We start from the raw sequence: 23,088 nt of genomic DNA on the forward strand, positions 1-23,088 counted from the left end.
TTGGCCTGCCATTTGGCGATCCACTGCGCCAGGTCGCGTTTGACCTCGGCAAGGTCGCGCCGGTCGTAGAACCATCTGAGCTCCATCAGGCAATCGTCGTCGACCTTGCGCGGCACGTAGTCGAGCGCGTTTCTGAGGAAGTGCACGTAGCAGCGCTGCCAGACCGCTTCGGGCAGCACTTCGCGGATTGCCGCCCTGAGCCCCGGATGGTCGTCGGAGACGACGAACTCGACGCCGGCGAGCCCGCGATTCTTGAGCCCCGTCACGAACTCGCGCCAGCTCGAATGGCTCTCCCGGTTGGCCAGCTCCACGCCCAGAACCTGGCGCCGGCCCTCCCAATCCACGCCGATCGCCACCAGCACCGCCTGGCTGGCGATCACGCCCGCCTCGCGAGCCCGCTCGTAGCGCGCGTCCAAAATGAGATACGGATAGCTTTCCTCGAGCCGCTGCGTGAAGAACGCCTTGAGCGCCTCATCCAGCCGCATCGTCGCCTCGCTCACCGTCGAGGCCGAGAAAGAGTGGCCGCACAATTCCTCCGTCACCGCCTTCACCTTGCGGGTCGAAACGCCCTGCACGTACATCTCGACCAGCGCCGACACCAATGCCTTCTCCGAACGCTGGTAGCGCTCAAACAACTCCGTCGAGAACCGGCCAGCCCGATCCTGCGGAACGCGAAGCTCCAGCACCCCGACCCGCGTCACCAGCTTGCGTTCGTAATAGCCGGACCGGTAACTCGTCCGCTCCGCCGTCCGCTCGCCTTTCTCGGCCCCGATCGCCTCCGTCATCTCGGCTTCAAGAACCTCCTGCACGACACTCTGCAATGCCTGGCGAAAGCCGTCCTCATCCGACAACAGCAACGCTTTCAACTCGCCTCTGCTCAGTCTAACGTCTCGATTGGTCATGGCACTTCCCCTTCCACGGGAATCGGTGATCGCAACGTCACCACCGTGCCATGGCCGCTCGCCCCTCAGAGCAAGCCCCGTTCTCTCTCCAAAACTTTTTGCAGAACCTTCAGCACACTATCGATGCTTTTCAAGCGTCCGGGGGAAAGGCCGACAAGTTTGGCGGCCTCCTCCGTCTTGAGCAGACGGAGAGGGAAGGTGTCTGATCGTGACATGTTTTCTCCTTTCTGTTCGCACCAGATGCAGGTGCGCCGAGGAGAGGCTTACAATTTAGCGAATGCGCCAAGCCCCGCTGGTTGCGCCCTCCCTGCACACGCCCCGGACAAGTTTACTCGCCGTCGCACTATGAAGTGGTGCTGCGTGGTCAATTGGCCATGCGGCTGTGACGGGGCACTACTGCGGTAATCGTCGAGTGCTCATCACGCTTTGGCTCGGTGTTTCGACGAAACAGAAACAAAAGAAAAGGTGCAAACCCGTGTGCACGGCATGTGCACATCGCTCGCTAATTATTTGTTTCCGCTCAGTCCATCATCGTCCCGACTCGCTTCCGAGTTCGTGGTGCTCGATCTCGATTTGCTGTCAGGCCGCTTGGCGACGATAGCAAAAGAATGCCTCCTCAATGGGGGCGTCTTGCGATGTAGCGGCCTTCCCATCTTCAAACTGTGCGGCCCGGAGACATGGGTAACAGTTGTACCTAAGACATGGGTGACACCCTCGTGCCGAACGGGTTGTCGTAGGTCTGCAAGGTCCTCTGTTCCAAGTCGATATATCTGAGATCATAATGCATGAAGGAGACGAGCCTAATGCCGTCGTCGACTTCGTGATTCCGAGCCTCTGGCCGGCGAGCACGGTGGAGATGTTGATCGTCTTCCTGTGTATGCAGATGCGGCCGCAGGGCGGCGGTCCTCCTCCCCGTGTCTCACCGCCGCCACGACATTGCCAGGCAGCTGAAGGGCAACGGCCCTGGCCAACTCAGTGGTCCGCGTCCGATCCCACGGCTGATCTCGCAACGCCGTCGGCCTTTCCGCGTACATAGCTTGGCATCTTGACTGCAATGATGGAGAGAATGCCGATGACTACGCCGGCGATTACATCTATTAAATGATGACCGCCTTCAGGCAGAGTGGCCACGATCATGGCGGCATTCACCGTGGCCAACACGATAAAAAGTGGCCGGATGGTCCGCGCGGCATAGACCACTGCCAATCCAAGTGCCGTGTGGAACGACGGGAACGTGACGAGCCCTGTGCCTTTGGCCATAATCAGATCAAACGGCTCGCCTGATCGCAGCGCCATAAGCACTTGATGGTGCCACATTCCGGCATCAGTGGTGAAGTTCGAAAATTGCCCCGGCGCCGGCTTGAAATAGGCATAAGCGCCTTCTGCTGGGGCCAAAGCCATCATTGCGCCCGTGAAAACCGAAGCAACCGCTAGAAGAGCGACAAACTCCAGTGCTCGTTCTCCTTGGTTTGTCACCGCGAGGATTAACAGAACGAACGGCATTTGGAACGCGAGGGCGTGATAAGCAAAAACCAGGACGGATGCTGTAATTGGCTTGTTGGTCGTCGCGAGGAACCACTGCCAGTCGAAACCGAGGGCGGAATCGATAGAAGCTAGAACCGGGTCCGCCAGAGGCCTTGAGGTGGCCGACGCCAGGTACATGAAGACGGTCGTGGTGATGGCGAGCGGAATGAAAGCTGCTGCGGAAACGACCACAATTCTCAGGCAGCCACAAAGATATTTGATTACGCTCGCAATTGGGCTTGTGTCAGATCGCACTCTGTGGAGCGCAATTGCCGATGCCATCCAAGATGCACTGAGGACAAGGGCCACCTTGCCTATGTCAATCCAGTTCCTCGATGAAAAATCGACTGTGGAAAATGGCAGCCACAAAATGTCGATCAACCCGAAAAGAGCTGTAGCCAAGGCAATAATTACTAAGTGATTTCGAGTAGACTGCGGATCAGCATGGGGCACAGTCACTGCCACCAGTACAATGAGGATAAAGATGGAATGAGCATTGGCGTGGTCTGCCCATACGCATCGTATTCGGGGAACACCGCTCGCAAGACCCTCTCCTCGTTTACGAGCCGCCGATATTGGAAAGCGAGGGCAATGGCGCAGATTCCGACGGTCGCCCATGTCGCATTGCCGAGAAGAATACCGACCAAGACGATCGCTTCGCAGACGTAGAGCGGGTGGCGCACGATCTGGTAAGGGCCTGCCGTGACGAGCCGTCTGGCCTGCGCAGTGATGCTGAAGGATCTGCCGAGCCACCACAGGCACAAGATGCAAAGCGCGAAACCAACTATGGTGGTCAGGTCCGCAACAAACTCGATCTGCGGAGCTGCCTGGATGCGAGGGACCGCGATCAAAGTTGCGGTGGCAAAGCATCCGATGAGCGCGGAGATTCGCGGTTCAATTCCCTGCGCTGTTCCCAGTGGCGGAAGACGCGCCACTGTCATTCCAACGATGAGCACGAGAAAGCCGACAGCGGCGACATCTGCGGTGAAATGGATAATCCACGCCACTGTCCATTCTGCGCCGGCAAGAGCTACCAAGAACGTTTCGGCCTTCAAAGTCGCGCAGAACGTGAAGTAGAGTGTCATCGTTGCACGCCCGACGAAATCACGTATCTCTGGTGGAGGGAGCTTCATTGATTCTGCCCTTCGGGATCACTGGATAGGCGAGTTGCTCGACGTAAGTTGATGGAATCGGATCATCGACGCCATAGCGCTCCGGGACAGCGTTACCGGGCAGGTACATGGTTCCGAGGAGCGCATCGATCAATGAAAGTTGACCTGCGAAGTTCTTGTCGTATGCCGCGCGCTCGTGAGCGTGATGCCAATGATGGAACTGGGGTGACGCGATCAACCACCGAAGCGGGCCGATGTTCAGCCTGACGTTGGCGTGCAGCAAAAGTCCGTGGACGTGAAAAATTATTGCAAACAGGGCGATCGCCGGACTGCTGAAACCCAGCAGATATACAGGCACGAGCGACGCGCTCTTTGTCAGAGCCTGGTCAACAGGATGAATCCTGTGCGCCGCCAACCAGTCCAGTTCTTCAATGCTATGATGAATCGAATGGAAGCGCCACAAAAAGGGAACGGCGTGAAAGGTGCGGTGGGCCAGGTAAAAGCCAACGTCCGCAATGACAATGATCTCTGATACCTGGAGCCAAACAGGTTGCGATGATACTGCGCTGCCGACATAGGCCGGCACCAGCCGCCCCACCGTACTCGTTGCTAGCGTGAGAGCCGCGATCAGGCCAAGGCTTATCGGGATGCCATTAAACAGCGCATAGATGAGATCGTTGAAAAAGGCTTTCCTGAGTATCTTTTGATGGGGGCGCAGAGCGAACAGGTATTCGATCGGAACGAAGATCAGAACCGCAATTAAGAGCGCTTTGATATTCAGAATGTCCATACGGCGTCCCGCCGGCAAGACGCAATCCAAGCACTTCGCCAACTTGAGCGCAAGCTAATGGTTCTCGGAGATTAGTTGAAAAGGTAATTTGCGCGCCAAACATGTCAGGCTGAGAGCCCGCCTAGTGGATGGAATCTAACACTTGGTGCCCGCGTTTGACGGCGGCAATGATCTTGTCGGGATCGGCGGTCCAACTGAAGGGCTTTGGTTGCTGGTTGTGCTCTTCGAGGAAGCGGTTGATTGCGGCCTGGAGGTCGACGACGGAGTGGAAGACGCCTCGTTTGAGGCGACGCTTCGACAGTTTTGCGAAGAAGCCCTCGACCGCGTTGAGCCACGAGCATGAGGTCGGTGTGAAGTGGAAGGTGAAGCGCTGATGGCGGCCGAGCCAGGCCCGCACCTTGGGGTGTTTGTGAGCGGCGTAGTTGTCGAGGACGACGTGGACGGCCTTGCTGGCCGGCATTTGCGCCTCGATGGCGTTGAGAAAGCGGATGAATTCCTGATGGCGATGCCGCTGCATGTTCTTGCCGATAACGGAGCCGTCGAGCACGTTGAGGGCGGCAAACAGTGTGGTCGTGCCATTCCGCTTGTAGTCGTGAGTCATGGTGCCGAGCCTACCCTTCTTCATGGGCAGGCCGGGTTGGGTGCGGTCGAGCGCCTGGATCTGGCTCTTCTCGTCGACCGACAGCACGATGGCGTGAGCAGGCGGATCGACATAGAGGCCGACGACGTCGCGCAGTTTATCGACGAACTGCGGATCGTTGGAAAGCTTGAACTGGCGCCAGCGGTTGGGCTGCAGCCCGTGCGCCTTCCAGATGCGACGCACAGCGCTTGCGCTGATGCCAGCCGCTTGCGCCATCATGTCGGCGGTCCAGTGCGTCGTCTCGCCCGGCAGATTGACAAGCGTCAGCGCCACCACGCGCTCGGCCACCTCGGGTCCGAGCGCGTGGTCGGCGTCCTCGGCGATTGTGGCGGCTGATGATCCTCGAACCAGAATGATGACTGGCGTCGCAAGATAGTTCCCACCGACGGCAAGGGAAAATGCGATGTCATGACGATACGTCCATTGTCCGAGCAAGCCTCCAGGAATGCCCACCGCGTCCGACGTGCCTGGTCAGGGTCCGTGTCGTACCGAAAGCTCCAGTCGGGGTATATGCATTGCATCGGCCAATGCATGAGATCGCCGGAAAACACTGCCCCTACGCCTCGAGATCTCAGGCCGATGGCTACGTGCCCCGGGGTGTGGCCCGGCGTCGGCTCCAGCCACACTTCGCCATCGAGTTCATAATCCATATCGACAAGCACAGCCCGACCAGCCTCGACGATTGGCAGCACATTGTCCTCATAGGTCCGTTCGTCGGCATCGCCGGAGGCGGCCTGTGCGGCCTCGAACTCGCGCCGCGCCATGATGTAGCGGGCGTTCGGGAATGTCGGTATCCAACGCCCGTCCACCAATCGTGTGTTCCAGCCGCAATGGTCGATATGAAGATGGGTGCACAGCACATAGTCGATCTGCTCGGGAGCAACACCTGCATTCGCCAGGCGCGCCAAAAAGGTGCCGTCGTTGCGGCGATGCCAATGCCGGAAGTATGCGCACGTCTTGTCGTTGCCGACGCAACTGTCGACCAGAATGGTGTTGTGGCCGGTACGAACCAGAAAACTCTGGATGGGAAGAATAAGCCGGCCGGTTGCCGGCGATATCAATCGGGGCGTGAGCCAATGAAGATGCGGTTCGAGTGCTTCGTCGGTGCAGTCGGGGAACCATTCCGACGGCGTCCGCAGAGGGTCGCACATCTCCAGAATTCTGGTTACCCAGATATTCCCGATTCTCCAATCGTCCATTGATGCGATCCTTCTTCGACCGAGGACGGATCGCTAGATATAACATTTGCGGCAAGATGGCGTCAGACCTTTCTTCCGATAGGAAGACGGAGGCGCTCGCGATGTGGCCGCGCTTACGATCGGGTACCAATCGTTAGATCTTAACCACTAGAACCGTGCGTTGCCATAGATCTGTAGCGCCAGCATGCAGATAGCAGCGATCGAGATCGGCACGCCGAAGGGGACGACGCCTTTGCGGTCCAGATGCTGAACGTAGACGCGGAAGGCCCCTTCGGGCAGCATCAAGGGATTCTTCACGACTAACGCGGTCGCAAGCGCGAAGACCAGCAACAGCACGGAAAACACCAGAAGCCCGCTGCCGCCGATCAGAAACGAAACCACCGCCATCAGTTTGACATCGCCAGCGCCGACCTTGCGCATGGCCCACAACAAGAAAAGCGCCACGAACAGCAGTAGGCCGGCAACCGCGCTCAGGCCCATGTCCCACCACGACCCGCTGAGGATCGACATAACCTGCAGCGAACCCAGCCCAAGACACAAAAGCAGCAGCACGTCACGGTTAGATATTTTTTGGGTCGTGAAGTCGAGCCATGCAATCCTTGCCAGCAAAGGAACCGCTAGCCCCTTCATCAGCAGCGCTCCGGCAAGCAACATGCTAGCGCCTTACCGTTCGAGATTCTTCACGCTGGACGACAGGAGTCGCAAATTGTTGGCGACGGTCGGATCATTGGGAGCCAGTTCGTATGCTTTGAGGAAATTACTGCGCGCGTCCTGCAGCTTGCCGCGCAGCAGATAGGAATAGCCGACATTGTTGTAATATTCGGGCGTTGGCCCAATGAGCCGGAAGGCCTGGCCATAGGCCCTGTCGGCGAGATCGAAGCGGTGGATGCGGTCGCTGCAGGCGGCGAGGCCCAGCCATGCGGCACCGTCGTTGGGGGCGAGTTGCGTCGCCTTGTAGAACAGGGCGCCCGCATTGCCATAATTTTCCGAGCGGAACTGGTTCTTGGCTTCGGCAACGGCTTGGTCGGAGGCATAATATTCGACGTCGCTGACCGTCTTCAGTCCGTCGAAGGCATCGCCGAAGGCAGTAAGCTCCACTTTCGCCGGCTCGTTAGTCCGGACGACCCCCGTTGGGTCCGTCGCATTCGACTGACAACCGGAAAGCACGACAACCAGCAAACTGGCAGCGGCAACGAGGCACATTGGCCTTTTCATTTTATCCCCCAGGGATCTTGCCGATCCGGTCCCCTGACCAAAGCACATCCCTGTCTAGAAGAAAATGCCCTTCATTCGAATGATCACCGGAAGCATCACGACCATCATCACAACAGGAAAGATGCATAGCCCCAGCGGTATCATCATCTTGACAGGCAAAGCATTGGCGCGTTCCTCGGCGAAGAGAATTCTTTGTCCCCGCATTTCGTCGCTGTAGACGCGCAAGGCGTCCGTCAAACTGGTACCGAGCTCTTCCGATTGACGGAACAGCACAGCCAGCGCGCGCGCCTCCTCCAGTCCAACGCGGTCGGATAATTCGCGCAGCGCCTCGCGCAACGGCTTGCCCGCGCGCAACTGAAGATTCATGATTGCGAGTTGGATGCCGAGCCATCTATGGGTGCCAGCCAGTTCGCTGCCGACACGCTCGACAGCCGCTTCGAGGCTCATGCCGGCATCGGCACAGGTGATCATCATGTCCATGAAATCCGGAAAGCCGCGACGATATATCTGTTTTTGTCCCTTTTCGAACCGATCGAGAGCGATGCTCGGAATCACGATGCATCCCAGCCCAAGCAGGGCAGAGCCTGCAAAGGCGACAAGACCGGGAAGTTCGGGTGGCAACATCCGCGACAGGAGCGCATACGTCACGGAAAAGCCAAGACAGACCGCGCCAAGGCGTGACAGAGTATAGATCAATGGCGCGCTTGACTGATAGAAGCCGGCGCGAAAGAGTTTTGCGTCCAGCGCACTTGGCTCGTCACGTTCCTTTTCGATCGATCTGAAATAAGCGTCGACCGGCCGCTGTGCTGAAATCTTGGCCAGTTCTTCCTGGCCCAAAAGCGAGCGGCGGTTGGGAATGCCCTCTGCCAGCAGGCTTTGCGCAACCAGTTTCCTCGTCTGCAGCGCCGGCAAGACGACGAGCGCGCCCACCAGAAACAGCGCTACGGCCGCCAGGAAGACGGCGATGGACACCAGAAGGCTCAGATCCTGGGTCACAACTTCTATAGCTCCGATCGCTCAAAAATCGAAATTGACCATACGGTACATGATGAAGTCGCCGAGCAGCGCCCAGAACCCGAAAACCAAGAACACAGGCATGATCAAGGGGCTGCCCCATACATCACCGTAGTAGCTGGGGGCTAGGCCCGTGAGGATGGCGAGCATCAAAAGAGGAAACAGGGAAATGATCCACGCGGACATTCGCCCCTCGGCAGAGAGCGCCCGAATCTTCAACCTGAGTTTCTGCCTTTCGCGCAGCACCACTGAGAGATTCGACAGAATTTCGGTAAGGTTGCCGCCGGTCTTGGCCTGAATCGACAGCGACACCGACAGCAAATGCAGACCTTCGAAACCGACGCGCTGCGAGAGTTTTCGCACCGCGTTTTCAAGGCTGAGGCCAAAGGTGATCTCGTCGGAAACAATGCCGAATTCGGTGCCCAGCGGATCAGGCATTTCTCGTGCAACAAGGCTTATAGCCACGGAAGTCGGATGACCGGCACGCAGCGAACGCACGATCATCTCAAGGGCATCCGGCAATTGCTTCGCGAATTTCTGGATTCGCCTGGCGCGCGCGCGGCGGAGAACCAGAAACGGCAGGAGGAATACGATGAGCAGAAAGATGATAAACGAAAACACGGCGGAGAAGTGCAGCAGGAACGCAAATACCAGTGCCAGGGCCAGTCCACCGAGAGCAAATGTCGCGACGAACGACAGCGGATTTCCGGTAACGCCGGATTGCGTGTACAGCCTGTTCAGGCCGACCGCATTGAAAAGAAAGTCGCCCGAGCTGGTAAGCCCACGTTCTTGCAGCAATCGCTGCAAGGTCTGTTCGGCCGGAGCGTCGTCGGCGAGCCGCTTCAGTCGACGGTTGATCGTGCTGACCGTTGAGCGCCGCTTGGAGTAAGTCACATACAGAGCCTCGGCCGCGAGGATGAGCGACGCAGCCGCCAGTACATAGATGAAGTAGAGCAATGTCTGGCCGGTCAACATTAGAGCGGGACCTGTGGGTTGAACGCGTCCTTGGCGAACTGATGGCCAAGGGTCGCCGCTTCCTGGGCAAAGCGCGGACGAATGCCGGTCGCCCGAAATTCACCAACGATCTGGCCCTCGGCATTCACATCGCGGCGGACGAAATGGTAAAGTTCCTGAACCTGTACGACATTGCCTTCCATACCGGTGAGTTCTGATATGGAAACAACCCGCCTTCCACCATCGGAAAGCCGTTGCGTCTGCACAATGATGTCGATGGCCGAGGCAATCTGAGCCCGTATTGAATCGTGGCTCATCGGCATGCCGGCCATACCGACCATCTGTTCCAATCGCGATATCGCATCTCGGGGCGTGTTGGCATGAATGGTGGTCATTGAACCTTCATGGCCGGTGTTCATAGCCTGCAGCATGTCGAAGGCTTCCTCGCCGCGCACCTCGCCGACGATGATGCGGTCCGGCCGCATGCGAAGCGCATTTTTTAGCAATTCGCGCTGGCGAACTTCGCCCTTGCCCTCAACATTGGGCGGACGCGTCTCGAGACGGCCCACATGCGGCTGCTGCAGTTGCAGTTCCGCTGCGTCCTCGATGGTGATCAGGCGCTCCCTGGCTGGGATGTAGCTCGACAGGGCATTGAGCAGGGTCGTCTTGCCGCTGCCTGTGCCGCCCGAAACCAGGATCGACTTGCGGGCCTGCACGGCAATGCGCAACAGGTCGACCATCGGTTGCCGGATCGAATTAAACGCCATCAGACGTTCGAGCGAATAGGGGTTCTTGGAGAACTTGCGAATCGAGACCAGCGGGCCATCCACCGAGATCGGCCGCACAGCTATATTGACTCGCGACCCATCTTCCAGCCGCGCATCGACCATTGGCGCCGATTCATCGACACGCCGGCCGATAGCCGAGACGATCTTGTTGATGACACGTAGCAGATGGGCTTCATCGCGAAAGCGGATCGCCGTCTCCTCTATGACTCCACGCCGCTCGATGAAGACTCGCTTGTGGGTGTTGATCAGAATATCGGAAATCGAATCATCCTTGAGCAAAGGCTCGATCGGACCCAGCCCGAGCATCTCGTCAGCGGTGTCGCTGGTCAATCGGTCAAGTTCGCGGGCGTTAAGCGGCACGTTGCGAGCACGAACGAATTCCCGCACGATGGGGCGGATCTCGTTCAGGATTTCCTCCTTGGACGCACTTTCAAGGGCCGTCAGGTTGAAGCGATCAATCAAGTGGCGGTGGAGCTCGACCTTGAGCGTAAGGAAATCATCCCCCGGCGATTCGAATTCCGCAGAACGGGACAGTACGGGGACTGCCGGCACGATCGGATCAAGCTTCGGCTCGACCCGCGGCTCGCTTGGCCCTTTCGTGAATCGGCCCAGCATTTTGCGCTACCCCTTTGGACACGCCTTGGGGGGAATACCCGCAAGACAGCAGGCACCGAGCACGTTCCCGAACTCAATACTTCGTGCATATTTAACATCCAGGTCGAAAAAACATCTCATCTATTCGAACGAGGCGTCCGACCGTAAATATACAAGGGCCTGCCAAAACATCGCCCTGCGTCTTTTTGGCCACGATGGCCCTTACGGGCTCTGGCAAGCCCTTGGATATAATGGCATATGCCTATCTGCTAATATCGCCTCGCTTCTGCCACAGACGCGGCGAAATTGTGAACGGATGGTTAAAGACGGGCGAAAAGCAGGCAGAATCAACGTCTTGCTGCAGAGAGACCTCGAAACGATATTACCATTTCAGGCATAGCACAGGTATAAATAAGTTAAAGAACCACTAACATATTTGACTCTGCTTTTTATCGGCCCCTAGGATTAGGTCGACGGAGGATGCTCAGGTATGCGATTTCATCCTTGGCTCGTCTCGTCAGGGTTTGAACCTCCAAAGGGAGAAATTGGCATGAAAAAGCTCATGACGATGACCCGGCAGTTCCGCGACGACGAACACGGCGCCGCCATGGTCGAATATACCATCCTGCTCGGCATCATCACCGTGGCGGTGATCGCCACGATCATTCTTGTCGGTGGCTGGGTCAGCACCCAATGGACGGGGCTTTACGCGTTATTGCCGTGATAGCTTAGTCCTATCATCGACGCCGGGGAGGTCCCCGGCGTCGATCCAGGTGGTGGGTGAACGGAGTCTGGCGGGAAAAGAAAGTGCGTGCAAACACTGTCATCATGATCGTTCTCGCCGGCGTATTCGGCGTGCTCGCAGTGGTTCTCGCCAATATCTGGCTGACCAGCCAACGCAGCGCTATGGCGAAGACGGACGTGCCGCGCGATACCGTCGTGGTGGCGGCCGTATCTTTGAAATTCGGCGACACGCTGTCGGCCGACAAGCTGCGTGAAATCACATGGCCGGCGGGCGCGGTTCCGGCCGGGGCTTTCAAGACGACAAAAGATCTACTCGCTGGCGAAGGCACAAAGCAGGCGCTGCAGGCGATCGGCGCCAATGAACCCGTTCTCGCCACCAAGATTACCGGCCCCGGCCAGCGCGCCACGCTTTCGGCGGTGCTCGGCGAAGGCATGAAAGCTGTTTCCATCAGAGTCAACGATGTGCTCGGCGTCGCAGGATTCGTTTTCCCAGGTGATCGGGTCGATGTGCTCCTGACGCGCACCGTGCGCAACCCTGGAGATGCAGACCAGAGTTTCGTCGACGTGCTGTTGCAGAGCATGAAGGTGCTCGCCGTTGACCAGGTCGCCGATGAAAGCACCGACAGCCCGACGGTGGTGAAATCGGTGACTGTCGAGGCTAGCACCAAGGACGCCCAGAAGCTGACGCTGGCCGCCGGCGCCGGCCAGTTGTCGCTCGCGCTTCGCCAGGCAGCCGCCGGCAAGGACGAGATCACCCAACGCATCACGCTTTCCGACCTGACCGGCGAAACGCCGGCCGATGTCGCAGCCAGGCAGGCCGAACTCGCCAGGCAGGCGACGGCCGATGCTGCTGCGGCAGCCGAGCGCAAGCGCGCGGACGACAAGATCAATGGCCTGACTCGGGCCGTCGAACAGGTCGGAAACCGGCTCGACGACTTGAGCAAAGCAAAGCCTGCTCCGGCCGTGACCTCGGCACCCGAAGCGCAAGAGGTCGTTAAGGAAGTGATCAAATATGTGCAGCCGGAGCCGTCAGCCCGTGCGACTATCGGCGTTTTTCGGGGCGTGAAGCTCGAAAAATATGACGTACCGCGACAAAGATAACTCTGGTATGTTGAGATAAAGAGCGTCCGAAGAGCCGCCAAAGGGGGGAATGTAGATGCGAACGGTCCGGGAAACACTGGCAGCCGCCGCGCTGGCCTGTTCGGTGATATTACTGCCGATCGGCCTTGAGGCTACGGCAGCCGATCGCCGTATCGACGTGTCGAACCCCAAGGTCCATCGTGTCTTCCTGCCCATGTCGCAATCGCTGACGATTGAGGTGAATGCCACTCTTGGCGATATCGTCGTCGCCGACGAGAAGATCGCAGATGCCCAGCCGATGACGGACAAGACGCTCTACGTCATTGCCAAGGGCGCCGGTACCACAACCGTCAATCTCTTTTCCGAAGACAAGCGCTCGCTTGGCGTAATCCAGATCGAGGTCGGCGTCGACGTCAACGATATGGCGCAAGCAATTCGGCAGGTAGCGCCCAGATCGCGGATCGATATCGGCTCGGTCAATGGCAAGGTCCGGCTCGGCGGGCATGTGAAAGACGGCGCGACGCTGGCGTCGATCCTGGAAGTGGCCCAGCAATACGGTCCCGACGCGATTATCAATGCCGTTACCGTTGATGACAGCCAGCAAGTGAATCTGGAAGTGCGCGTGCTCGAGGCCAAGCGCAATGCCGGTCGCGACCTTGGTGTGTCGATCAGGAGCACGAACAACAGCGGAACGACCCGAACTGGAACGGGCATTGCCGCCGTCGATGAAGATAACGTTGTGCTCGGACCGGGCGGTCTGCTCACTGGCCTGCTCTCGAACACCAATCCGTTCGCGGCGCTGATCACTCGCGTCATCGACAGCAACATCAAGGTCGATCTGATCATCGAGGCGCTTGAGGCAAAGGGTGTCGTGCGCATGTTGGCCGAGCCCAATCTCACCACGCTTTCCGGCGAGCCGGCCAGCTTCAACGCCGGCGGTGAAGTGCCCATCCGCAGCCTCGACAGCGACGGCCAGATCAACATTGTGTACAAGCAGTTCGGCGTGAATCTGCAGTTCACGCCGATCGTGCTCAACGACGACAAGATCCATATCAAGCTAGCGCCGGAGGTAAGCGACCTGAACGGCTTCACGCCGGCTGGCGACCCGATCTTCACCACCCGCAAGCTGGCGACCGTCGTCGAGTTGCGCGACGGCCAGAGTTTCGCCGTCGGCGGGCTCTTGTCCAGCAAGAATACCAAAATCCAGAGGCAGGTGCCATGGCTGGGCCAAGTGCCGATCGTCGGCGCGCTGTTCCACAATTCAAGCAATCAGAAGGAAGAGACCGAACTGGTCGTCATCGTCACCCCGCACATCGTGCGCCCGGTGAAACCCGGCGAGCAACTGGCGACCCCATTCGACAAGACACGGCCGGCCAACGACCCGGAATTTTTCGTGCTCGGCCAACTGGAAGTAACCAAGGACATGGTGCGCAAATATGAACTGGGCGAAGGCGTCGTCGGCCCCTATGGCCACATGCTCGACCTGAAATCCAAGGACAAAATGATCTATGTCAAGAAATAGGATGTTGATCATGCTTTTGTGTGCCAGCGGGCTGACGGGCTGCGCCGACTATCTAAACCGCTACGACACGGTGACACTGGCCGCAGGCGACACCCAGAAATACAATTCGCTTCTGCAGACAGTCGATCCGCTCAATCCGGCGTCGAAAAAGACCGCTATTGAAGGGGATGGCGCACGCGCTGCTGCTCTTGCCCAGAGTTACAAGTTCCCACCGCCACCACCGCCGCCGCCGGCCATCACGGTCAATGTCGGGACGCCGCAAGACACGGCGGATTGAACAGAAGGATCAGCGCGTCAGGTAAACAAGGAATCCTGGCGTCCAGGAGCAAAAAGAGCAAGGCCATGCTGCGTATTATTCGCGCGTTCTGGCACGATCAGAGGGGAATAGCGCTGATACTGGTAAGCGTCATGCTGCCGGCGATCATCGGATTTTCTCTGCTGGTGATCGACATGAGCCGGCTCAACAATCTGCATAACGATCTGCAGAAGGGGGCTGATGCGTTTGCCCTGGCAGGCGCGGCTGAGCTGGATGGGACGTCGGACTCCATCAGCCGTGCTGATAGGGCGATCGCCACGCTGGTACGCAATCGATACACCTTCTCGACCGCCGGCCCTCCTCAAACGCTCGCTTCCGCCGGAGTGACCCGCCGATATCTTCGCTCATTGCCGGCCACCGACAATCTCCCGATTGTGCCGGCCAATGTGATCACCGACGAGCTGAATGACGCCAAACTTGCCCGTTTTGTTGAAGTCACTGTAGCCCCGGTCGGGTTTGCTGCAATCTTCCCGGCTTCCTTCTTGTCATCCAGCGCCAGCAACAATTTCAATGTCGGCGCAGTCGCTGTGGCGGGCTTCACTTCCGGCGTGTGCGATTTCACGCCGGTTTTTATGTGCAACCCTTACGAGACGGTGAACGGCACGAATGCAGCGGGCGGATTCACACTTGAGCAGGCCGTCTCCAACCCGGCTGTACATCGTCGACTGATCGAACTGAGGAAGGTCGGAAATGGGGCTGCCGCTGGCCCTGGTAACTTCGGCTTCCTCGAACCTCCGGCCGGTGTGGGGAACGGTGCTCAAGCCCTCGCTCAGACGATTGCAACATCAAGGCCGATTGGTTGCTACAGTTCCGCCAACGTTAGCACGAAAACTGGCCAGAACGCCGGCCCAGTGCAAGACGCCTTCAATGTTCGTTTCGGCATTGCAGCCAGCGGCAACCATTTCAATAGTGCTGAATACGGTCCAGCCGCGAACGTCCGCAAAGGGGCAATCAAGACCCGAGGAAGCGCAAACCAATGTCCTTCCATGAACCAACTTTCATTCACCCAAGCTGGAACAATGGGCCTTCCACGCGACGCGACCACTCCATACCTCGGCGGCCGAATGGGCGATGGAAATTGGAATTTCTCTGGTTACTGGAGCACCAACTTTGGTTCCGCTGCCTACCCATCTTCATGGAATACGACCAAGCCGACGCGCTATCAGGTCTACCGTTACGAGATATCAGCCGGGTTGGTAGGCATGGCGTCGACTGGTGGAGAGTTCGGAACCCCGTCGGCAACTTGCCAACCCCCTGTCACGACGGTTGACCGTCGGTTGATTTACGGTGCGATCCTGAACTGCAATGCACTCCGCGCTGCCGGCAGCGATCTGTCAGGCCACAGCACGGATCTGCCGGTGGAAGCTTTTGGAAGCTTTTTACTGACTGAACCGGTTAAGTCGCCATCGGAAGACGCATCCGTGATGGTTGAATTGGTAGACATTACTGGGGGTGGCGGCCAGGGCACGCTAGACAATTTCCTCCGCGACGAAGCTCAGCTTTACCGGTGATGGCGATGATTGGAATGCTATTGCGTCATCTCGATAGATTTCGATGCGATCAACGCGGTGCAGTGCTCATCGAAATGACGCTGATCACGCCGCTGATGCTGATTTTGGCGGGTGGCGTGTTCGAGTTCGGCAATCTGATTCACGAAAAACTCTTGATGGAGGCCGGACTTTCAGATGCAAGCCGCTTCGCCGCGCGCTGCAACAGCCAATTGTATACACAAGCCGGGCTTGCGGCGATCAACTGCGCCGACATCGCTGCAAACATCGCTGTGTTCGGCAATGCCGCGGGAACAGGCAGTGCACGCGTCACCGGCTGGCAGAAATCGAATGTGACGGTGACAATCGCCGCCTCCGGTTCCTGCCATGACGCTGTGGTTGCCGGCGTCGCGCAATATCGATCAACGACCGCGCAGGTCTGTATCGTCAGGGCTGCGGGTACCTTGGCGTACGGCGGGGTCGGCATGCTATCGATCATCGGCATCGGCCCGATCACGTTGAACGGCTCTCACGAGGAGCGGCTGATCCGGTTCTGACCATGTTCAAGCGTTTTGCGGATTCGGACGACGGCGCGGCGATGGTCGAAATGACCATCGTTTCGACGCTGCTGTTTGCCCTTGTCCTCGGTTTCATCGATTTCGGTCACGCCTTCTACCAATGGAACGCTGCTACCAAGGCGGTCCAACTCGGCGCCCGGCTGGCCTCGATTTCAGACCCAATTGCGACGGCCCTTGCAACTGCGGCGCCGACGACGACGCCGGGTGCGCCAGTCGTTGCCGCGGCATATGGCCCCTTCGTCTGCAGATATACTGCTGGCACAGGAGCTTGCACCAACGGCGGCACATTCAATGCCGCCAACTTCAGCCGTATCTTCCGCGGGGACACGGCAAACACCAACGATGATGCCTGTCCCCCACTCGCAGCAAATCAACGGCCGGGGATGTGCCATTTCTTTCCGCGCTTGCGCCGCGATAACGTGGTGGTCACCTACAGCGCCACTGGCTTGAGCTATCAGACCCGGCTGGGCGGACCGGTGCCAACAATCACCGTAAGTCTTCAAAACGTGACCTTTCAGTTCTTCTTTCTGCAAGGGCTGATGGGCTTTGCGAACCTCACCATGCCGTCCATGCTAAGCACGGTTACGGGCGAAGACCTGAAGAGCACATCACCATGAACGCCATCAACACGAAGGTTCTCCCAACCAAACGAAAGCAGGTCGCCCTGTTCTCGTCTGATTCGCAGTTCAAGCATGACGTGGCGACGCGGCTCGATGCGCTGGCGATCTATGACGTCCGGATTTCCGAAACGGATGATTTTCTCAAAGGCCCGACCCCCGACACGCGGCCGGGCATCGTAATCCTCGACCTTGCCAATGGCGAGCTGCTTGGCAAGCCTGGCATTATCGAAGGGCGCGCCCTGTGGGCGGCCGTGCCGCTGATTGCGGTTTCCGACGAACTGACCTCTGAACAGACGCGCATCCTGGTGCGAATGAACGCCTCGGACTGGCTGCACAAACCACTTGATGCCAAGGAGCTTCTGAACGCGGTCACCTTCCACGACACCGGCAACCAGGGCACCAAGAGCCGCATCATCACCTTTATCGGCGCTAGCGGCGGCGCCGGCGCTACGACGCTCGCTTTATCAGCGGCGGAGTTCCTGGCCTCGAAATCCACCGAACGTGCAGCTTCGACCTGCCTCGTCGACCTCGATTTCCAAAGCGCCAATTGTGGCGCCTATCTCAACCTCTTCAACCAGTTCGACCTTGCCGGCATCATCGGCCAGCCGGAACGGCTCGATGTCGAACTGATGGATGTCATCAAGCTCTCGCGCCCGTCCGGCCTGACGCTGTACGCCTTCGAAAGGCCGCAACTGCCATTCGAGCCGCAGGGCGCAGATTTCGTGTTCCGGCTGCTGGACCTCGTCGCCTATCGCTTCGATGACATCGTCATCGACCTGCCCAACATCGAAACTCCCTGGCAGAATCCTGTGCTTTCCACGAGCGACGCGATCTTCATCGTGTTCGAGCTCAACGTCGCCTCGCTGCGGCAGGGCAAGCGGCTCTACAAGAAGATCCGCGATTTGCGCGGCAATTCGGTGAACATCACGCTGGTCGCCAACAAGCACAAGAGCAAATGGTTCGGCAATCACTTTTCGCGCGGCGAACTCGAAAAGATATTCAAGGCACCGCACATCAAATCGGTTGCCTTGGACAATGCGCTGCTGACCGATGCGCTGAACCGAGCCATCATGCCTTCCGAAGTGGACGGGCGGGCACGCTTCAACAAGGATCTGAAGCGGATGTTCAAAGAGCGGCTCGATGACACTGCCCGGTAGATATCGCTTCGTTCCAACGCTTGCGGGCGCCTGCATCATGGGCCTGGCATTGGCGGCATCGTCCTGGGACTGCGCCCATGCCCGATCCGGGCTATCGGACCAGCCGCCGCTGCCAGCCATGGGCCCCAGCCTGCGCAAGTTCGTTTTTTTCCAAACCGCGGAACAGCCGGGCACGATCATTATCCGCAAGCAGGAGAAGGCGCTCTATCTTGTGACCCGAGAGGGTGAGGCGCTGCGCTATCAAATCAGCGTCGGGCGTGACGGATTTGGCTGGACCGGCACCGTGGAAGTGGGGGCGAAGACCGAATGGCCGGAATGGCGCCCACCGAGAGAAATGCGCGCGCGCCAGCCGGAGCTGCCGGAGATGGTGCCGGCCGGTCCCTACAATCCGCTCGGCGCACGGGCGCTCTACTTATCCCGAGACGGGCACGACACGCTTTATCGCATACACGGCACCAACGACCCTTCAGGCGTTGGCTTCGACGGCACATCGGGATGCTTTCGTCTTACCAACACCGATGTGATCGATCTTTTCAGGCGCGTCTCGGTCGGTGCAAAGGTGGTGGTCCAATGACGATGATTAGCGACCCGGACATGCCGGCGATCGGCATTGGGCCGGCGACCCAAGCTATAGAGCAAGCTGTCGCTGGGAAACCGAGCAATGCCAGGATGATCGGGGTTGTTGCTGCAGGCACCTTGCTGATCACAGCCGCAAATTTAATAGCCGCGGTCTATCTCTTCCGCGGCATCAACGATCTGCGCTCTGTCGAAGGGAGGCTGGAACAGCTCGGATCGTTCGAGCAACGGATTGCGGCCCGGCTCGACATGGTCAATAACGGCTTTCAAAGCCGGTTCGAAAAACTGGACAATCAACTGCAGGGTAGCTTCAGCCAGATCAACGGCAGCATTGCTCGGATAGAACAGAACTTGCCGCTGGTCAACGACGACGTTTCTACCGTGGCGGAGCCTTTTGTTGAGACGACCAGCGCCACGGCGGAGCCGGTCAGCGATCTCGATGGTGAAGAAGCGACCGAACGCAGTATCGTCGAAGCACCACGCCCGCCCAAAAGGAAGATCGCAGCAGCGGTGCCCCCTGCCCCAAGCTCCTCCTACCGGCGCATAGAGCAGCCTGACGGCAAGGTCTATTACCGCAAGATCGATTAGAAGCGGGGTAAGGGGGCGTGGAGAATGCTTGCCAGAGAAGATCGTCCGCCGCTTTGAGCGTCGGCGTCCATATTCGTTCTGGGAGCGCTTTTCGTCGTTTTTGTCGGGTGGACGTCGGTGCCTTCGTCCAGCCTGCTGCTCGTGGCTGACAGCGAGGCGCTGATAAAGGTCACCACTTATGACTTCTCGATCTTCGGCGGCATCGAAGGCAAGGTCTCTAGCATGATCGCCGACAGTTTGGTCGATCAGAAAAACGGGGGAGCCTTTTACCAGGTTCGTGTCGCGGCGGACAAATCGACGCTCGCGAGGGATGGCGAGACTTATTCAACCATCCCGGGCATAATGTGCTCAGTAGACATCAAGACGCAAGGCGATTCTGAGTTACCTTTTAAAGCCGATCAACAAGGCGCGTCAGGAGACCATGAGTGAGCGCTAGCGCCACCTCTCCTCCCATCAATCGTGATCGGCTGCTTCTAACGATCACAAAAGAGGATTTCGGGCTGGAATTCCGGGTCGTCGCGCGTGGCGGCATACGCCGCGGCATTCGTCTGGAAAAGGCTTTCTGGATATCTCTGAAGCAGATGGCTGAAAGTAGGAAATGCACAATCGGCATGCTGATCGAGGAGATCGCCGACAGCCCGACCAAGACTGGTAACCTGACATCGGCGATTCGGGTGGCTTGCATACACGGGCTGGCGGATGAAAACATGGCCCTGCGGAAGCTTGCATCGATCAGGACGATCAATGCCATATTGCTTGCCTGCCCCTCGCCCGCTTTTGCCTTGGCGTCATCGAAGAAGATCCTGACTTTCAATGCTTCGTTCCAGCAATTCGTCAAGCGTCAGTTGCCGATCGGACCAAACAATGATGCACGACTAGATCTCAAGCTGGCGCTGGATCTCCCTGTCGCCGACATTTTTGCCCAACTCGACGCCAACGGCGAAGTACCGATCGCCAGCGGCTTTGTAATCGGGGCCGGCGAACGCCGGTACCGAGGTCAATTGAATGTAGTACGGGCGCCCGTACCCGAACCGGAATTGCTGATGGCGTTCGTCAACAGCTAGAACTGCGGCCTCCGGTGAGCGAGGCTCTATCCGGGCTGAAGATCCTTCGTGTCATTTAGCGCGAATAGGAACTGTCTGCGAGACTTCGATTAGGCCCGACCGCTATTGCCAGCCGACGGCCCGCACCGTGTGGCGGGAGCGGCACCATCACCAATCAACCGGATTCATTACAATGAAGGGCGACAACCTCGAAGAGAGAGGGCAAGACGACGTATTGGCGCCAGAGAAGGCTTGGCGAGCAGAAAAACGGGATTGGATCCGGACTGGGCTGATCGTCGCGCAAATCCGCGCGGAAAAGCTGCGGCAAGCTCCAAGAAGAAATTTCGCAGGATCGAACACATGTGTTGGCTGGAAAATAGAAAGCTTATTCGCTCCGCGAAAGTCATTGCCGAGGCTGAGCATGCCGAACGTAGCGAAAAGACAGCAAGATTGAGATCGCTTCGGATGGCAGCTCAGAGTGACCTGAAGGTTCCGTTCCTTGAGGAACTCGATTGCTCTCTACTTGTCGCCGCACTGACTCAAGGCGAATTATCGGCTAAACTTCCCGACGGATCGCATTGGCGGGGCCGAGCAAGGGCAACAGGCAAAAACCAGTATTCCTCCGCGCCCGCCAATTCGGACTAACGAGTGTTCTCTCGCCTGATATCGAATTCAGAAGGCGATCTCGAGACCCAGCTTGCCGCTGACAGTTGACTGTCTTGAGACCACTTGCCGCGAATCTCACTGCTGAGCGTTGATCGATTGAGACATTTTCAGGTTGAAGCCAGACGGAGTGCCACTGAGAAGTCTGCGTCTTCAAACTCACACTCTCCCTTCCGTCAACGCATGCCGTGTTGGAATAGCCGAAGCCGAAAGGCGGTAGCGCTCCTCAAACCCACTATCTCATCTCGGGTAGCAGGTGTGGCGATGTAGCCCTCGTCACAGGGCTAACCCCAGTGCTTGCACTGGCCAGGGGCCACTTTCGATGCCACGCTGCGGAGCGCCGGCGGTCCGAGCACAGAGCATCGCTTCGCGAAATTTCCCTAAGGGCAGTCAGACATTGTTCCGATCAGTGTTGAACGAGATAGGTTTCGATCCTGCCGACACCTGCCAGTTCTAGATTACAGCGCGGTTCGAGCTTCCAGGAGGTGCGCAGGGCCTGCTTGGTTGCCTCCGAGATTTGCATGCGGTCGGCCACGCCCTGGGACTCGAGCCGGCTTGCAATATTCACGGTCTCGCCCCAGAGGTCGTAGACGAACCGATGCCGGCCGATCAGGCCCGCGGTCACCGGTCCCGTGTGCACGCCAATGCGGATCCGAAAACTATCGTTGCCCCAAGCTAAGGGCTTCAACGCGTCCAGCATGGATTTCCCGAGTGCCACGATCCTGTCGGCATGGTCAGCTGCCGGTTCGGGAACACCGCTCGCAGCCATATAGGCGTCTCCGATGGTCTTGATTTTCTCGACGGAATGCTTCTCCGCCAAGACGTCGAACGTGCCGAATAGCCTGTCGAGGCGCTTGATCAGGTCCGACGGCGGCAACCTTGCCGCTATGCTCGAGAAACCGACAATATCGGCAAAAAGAATGGTCACTTCATCGAACCGGTCGGCAATGAACTCTTCGCCCCGATGCAGCCGTGCCACGATCTGACCGGGCAGGATCGCATGAAGAAGCGAGTCAGCCCGCCCCTTCTCCACCTCGATCCGCTGAAGATACTGGTGCTCGCGGTCAAGCCAACGCTTCTTCTCCAAACTCGAGTTGATCCGGGCGCGCAGCAGGACTGGATTGAAAGGTTTAGGCAAGTAATCGTCGGCCCCCGCCTCGATGCAGCGGACCACTGCGTCCACTTCGTCCAACCCCGATATCATGATGACAGGGATATGCCGCCATCGGCGCTCCGCTTTCAATCGTGAGAGCACCTCGATGCCGTTCATGTCCGGCATCAGGAGGTCCAGCAGAACCAGGTCGAACTCGTGTTCCGCAAGGTGAGCCAGCGCTGACAGACCGGACTCGGCAGAGACTACCTGATGACCGTCACGTTGCAAGCGGCGGGAGAGGAGACCGCGGTTACTGCTGATGTCGTCGACGACAAGTATGCGGCCACAGCCGGAGCTTACGGGGTGCTCCGTCTTGATCAGTGCCCGTTCGAGTCCTGCCGCATCGATCTCAGCCTGATCCGTGGTCCGCGGTTCCTCGCTGTCGGGTGCGCGCGAGAGGCCGGCGATTGCATCGACATGCGCCAACAACTCGGCCGCCGCGGCGAGCATCACCCTGACATCCTCTTCCAGCGCGTATTCGTGCAATTCTTCGGCTTCTTCACGAATCATTTCGGAATAGCCGATGATCGCGTTGAGCGGCGTTCGCAAGTCGTGGCGCAGTTTCGCCTCGATCTCGACCCCTGCCCGGTTCTGATTGTCGGCTTTGCCATAGATCAAGCTGTCGATCAGGCCATTCAATTCGCAAGCAGCGGCGCTGACCTTCTCCAGATCCGGTGTCATGTGGACCAGACCGAGATCCTGCACCTGTTCGGTCAGCAACTCCTGAAATCCTGAGATTGCCCGCGCCGGTCCGGCGAGCTGCTGTGCCAGATGGACGGCGATCGCATGGCGTTGGAACTTGTTCTTGGCAGTCATGTTTTCAAACCGT

Annotated in this window: 25 protein-coding genes and 2 pseudogenes; 14 read left to right on the forward strand and 13 right to left on the reverse strand. The window is 58.4% G+C overall.

Annotated features, from left to right (window positions below; genetic code table 11):
• The 3 genes and pseudogenes from NKJ81_RS30030 to NKJ81_RS30035 all read right to left on the reverse strand — a co-directional run.
• The coding region (locus NKJ81_RS30030; RefSeq protein WP_352542673.1) for an IS256 family transposase at positions 1-902 on the reverse strand (902 nt) is incomplete at its 3' end.
• A gap of 694 nt (positions 903-1,596) precedes the next feature.
• Positions 1,597-1,796 (reverse strand): annotated as a pseudogene (locus tag NKJ81_RS32760) (hypothetical protein); the annotation flags it as partial.
• Positions 1,797-1,874: 78 nt separating this feature from the next.
• Positions 1,875-2,564 (reverse strand): phosphatase PAP2 family protein, encoded by a 690-nt coding sequence (locus tag NKJ81_RS30035; RefSeq protein ID WP_352542674.1) that lies wholly within the window; start codon positions 2,562-2,564, stop codon positions 1,875-1,877.
• On the opposite strand from NKJ81_RS30035, the gene NKJ81_RS30040 reads away from it, so the two are divergent.
• Positions 2,563-2,847 (forward strand): hypothetical protein, encoded by a 285-nt coding sequence (locus NKJ81_RS30040; RefSeq protein WP_352542675.1) that lies wholly within the window; start codon positions 2,563-2,565, stop codon positions 2,845-2,847. The two genes, NKJ81_RS30035 and NKJ81_RS30040, sit on opposite strands and share 2 nt — an antisense overlap.
• A gap of 34 nt (positions 2,848-2,881) precedes the next feature.
• Here the strand turns inward: NKJ81_RS30040 and NKJ81_RS30045 are convergent, their stop codons facing one another.
• The 9 genes and pseudogenes from NKJ81_RS30045 to NKJ81_RS30085 form a co-directional block, all read right to left on the reverse strand.
• Complete coding sequence (locus NKJ81_RS30045; RefSeq protein ID WP_352542676.1) at positions 2,882-3,511, reverse strand: methyltransferase family protein; 630 nt, start codon at positions 3,509-3,511, stop codon at positions 2,882-2,884.
• A 19-nt stretch (positions 3,512-3,530) separates the two neighbouring features.
• Complete coding sequence (locus NKJ81_RS30050) at positions 3,531-4,328, reverse strand: sterol desaturase family protein (protein ID WP_352542677.1); 798 nt, start codon at positions 4,326-4,328, stop codon at positions 3,531-3,533.
• 121 nt (positions 4,329-4,449) lie between these two features.
• A pseudogene (locus NKJ81_RS30055) lies at positions 4,450-5,268 on the reverse strand (IS630 family transposase); the annotation flags it as partial.
• The gene (locus tag NKJ81_RS30060) at positions 5,232-6,167 is read right to left on the reverse strand and encodes an MBL fold metallo-hydrolase (protein ID WP_352542678.1); all 936 of its coding nucleotides are present in this window, start codon (positions 6,165-6,167) and stop codon (positions 5,232-5,234) included. The gene NKJ81_RS30060 and the pseudogene NKJ81_RS30055, both read right to left, overlap by 37 nt.
• Before the next feature lie 147 nt (positions 6,168-6,314).
• Positions 6,315-6,821: a prepilin peptidase gene (locus NKJ81_RS30065; RefSeq protein ID WP_352542679.1), complete on the reverse strand. Its 507-nt coding sequence runs from the start codon at positions 6,819-6,821 to the stop codon at positions 6,315-6,317.
• A gap of 9 nt (positions 6,822-6,830) precedes the next feature.
• A complete protein-coding gene (locus tag NKJ81_RS30070) occupies positions 6,831-7,382 on the reverse strand; it encodes a tetratricopeptide repeat protein (protein WP_353045347.1) in 552 nt (183 codons plus the stop codon).
• Positions 7,383-7,436: 54 nt separating this feature from the next.
• Positions 7,437-8,354: a type II secretion system F family protein gene (locus tag NKJ81_RS30075; protein ID WP_502898822.1), complete on the reverse strand. Its 918-nt coding sequence runs from the start codon at positions 8,352-8,354 to the stop codon at positions 7,437-7,439.
• 45 nt (positions 8,355-8,399) lie between these two features.
• Positions 8,400-9,371 carry a type II secretion system F family protein gene (locus tag NKJ81_RS30080; RefSeq protein WP_352542681.1) on the reverse strand — a complete coding sequence of 324 codons (972 nt, stop codon included), beginning with the start codon at positions 9,369-9,371 and terminating at the stop codon, positions 8,400-8,402.
• The gene (locus NKJ81_RS30085) at positions 9,371-10,753 is read right to left on the reverse strand and encodes a TadA family conjugal transfer-associated ATPase (RefSeq protein WP_352542682.1); all 1,383 of its coding nucleotides are present in this window, start codon (positions 10,751-10,753) and stop codon (positions 9,371-9,373) included. Before NKJ81_RS30085 ends, NKJ81_RS30080 begins: the two co-directional genes overlap by 1 nt.
• A gap of 529 nt (positions 10,754-11,282) precedes the next feature.
• On the opposite strand from NKJ81_RS30085, the gene NKJ81_RS30090 reads away from it, so the two are divergent.
• The 13 genes from NKJ81_RS30090 (at position 11,283) to NKJ81_RS30150 (ending at position 21,088) form a co-directional block, all read left to right on the forward strand.
• Positions 11,283-11,456 carry a Flp family type IVb pilin gene (locus tag NKJ81_RS30090; RefSeq protein ID WP_352472996.1) on the forward strand — a complete coding sequence of 58 codons (174 nt, stop codon included), beginning with the start codon at positions 11,283-11,285 and terminating at the stop codon, positions 11,454-11,456.
• Between the two features lie 83 nt (positions 11,457-11,539).
• Entirely contained in the window at positions 11,540-12,577 is a 1,038-nt protein-coding gene (cpaB, locus tag NKJ81_RS30095) for a Flp pilus assembly protein CpaB (RefSeq protein ID WP_352502861.1), read from the forward strand.
• A 55-nt stretch (positions 12,578-12,632) separates the two neighbouring features.
• Entirely contained in the window at positions 12,633-14,078 is a 1,446-nt protein-coding gene (locus NKJ81_RS30100) for a type II and III secretion system protein family protein (RefSeq protein ID WP_352542683.1), read from the forward strand.
• 10 nt (positions 14,079-14,088) lie between these two features.
• A complete protein-coding gene (locus tag NKJ81_RS30105; protein ID WP_352542684.1) occupies positions 14,089-14,355 on the forward strand; it encodes a hypothetical protein in 267 nt (88 codons plus the stop codon).
• Complete coding sequence (locus NKJ81_RS30110) at positions 14,352-15,905, forward strand: TadE/TadG family type IV pilus assembly protein (RefSeq protein WP_352542685.1); 1,554 nt, start codon at positions 14,352-14,354, stop codon at positions 15,903-15,905. Before NKJ81_RS30105 ends, NKJ81_RS30110 begins: the two co-directional genes overlap by 4 nt.
• Positions 15,906-15,919: 14 nt before the next feature.
• Positions 15,920-16,438 (forward strand): TadE/TadG family type IV pilus assembly protein, encoded by a 519-nt coding sequence (locus NKJ81_RS30115; protein ID WP_352542698.1) that lies wholly within the window; start codon positions 15,920-15,922, stop codon positions 16,436-16,438.
• A gap of 2 nt (positions 16,439-16,440) precedes the next feature.
• Entirely contained in the window at positions 16,441-17,076 is a 636-nt protein-coding gene (locus NKJ81_RS30120; protein ID WP_352473002.1) for a TadE/TadG family type IV pilus assembly protein, read from the forward strand.
• Positions 17,073-18,236, forward strand: a complete 1,164-nt coding sequence (locus tag NKJ81_RS30125; protein WP_352542686.1) for a CpaE/TadZ family protein — start codon at positions 17,073-17,075, stop codon at positions 18,234-18,236. Before NKJ81_RS30120 ends, NKJ81_RS30125 begins: the two co-directional genes overlap by 4 nt.
• Positions 18,220-18,810, forward strand: coding sequence for a L,D-transpeptidase (locus NKJ81_RS30130; protein WP_352473004.1), 591 nt, complete (start codon positions 18,220-18,222; stop codon positions 18,808-18,810). Before NKJ81_RS30125 ends, NKJ81_RS30130 begins: the two co-directional genes overlap by 17 nt.
• A complete protein-coding gene (locus tag NKJ81_RS30135; RefSeq protein ID WP_352542687.1) occupies positions 18,807-19,400 on the forward strand; it encodes a hypothetical protein in 594 nt (197 codons plus the stop codon). The genes NKJ81_RS30130 and NKJ81_RS30135 overlap by 4 nt, the downstream gene beginning before the upstream one ends.
• A gap of 117 nt (positions 19,401-19,517) precedes the next feature.
• The gene (locus NKJ81_RS30140) at positions 19,518-19,829 is read left to right on the forward strand and encodes a beta-barrel domain-containing protein (RefSeq protein ID WP_352542688.1); all 312 of its coding nucleotides are present in this window, start codon (positions 19,518-19,520) and stop codon (positions 19,827-19,829) included.
• Positions 19,826-20,464, forward strand: a complete 639-nt coding sequence (locus tag NKJ81_RS30145) for a ribbon-helix-helix domain-containing protein (protein ID WP_352542689.1) — start codon at positions 19,826-19,828, stop codon at positions 20,462-20,464. Before NKJ81_RS30140 ends, NKJ81_RS30145 begins: the two co-directional genes overlap by 4 nt.
• 231 nt (positions 20,465-20,695) lie before the next feature.
• Entirely contained in the window at positions 20,696-21,088 is a 393-nt protein-coding gene (locus tag NKJ81_RS30150) for a hypothetical protein (RefSeq protein WP_352542690.1), read from the forward strand.
• Positions 21,089-21,512: 424 nt separating this feature from the next.
• Here the strand turns inward: NKJ81_RS30150 and NKJ81_RS30155 are convergent, their stop codons facing one another.
• The gene (locus NKJ81_RS30155; protein ID WP_352542691.1) at positions 21,513-23,075 is read right to left on the reverse strand and encodes an adenylate/guanylate cyclase domain-containing protein; all 1,563 of its coding nucleotides are present in this window, start codon (positions 23,073-23,075) and stop codon (positions 21,513-21,515) included.
• Between the last annotated feature and the right edge of the window lie 13 nt (positions 23,076-23,088).

Source organism: Mesorhizobium sp. M0018, assembly GCF_040323955.1.
In the GTDB taxonomy this organism is placed as follows: domain Bacteria; phylum Pseudomonadota; class Alphaproteobacteria; order Rhizobiales; family Rhizobiaceae; genus Mesorhizobium.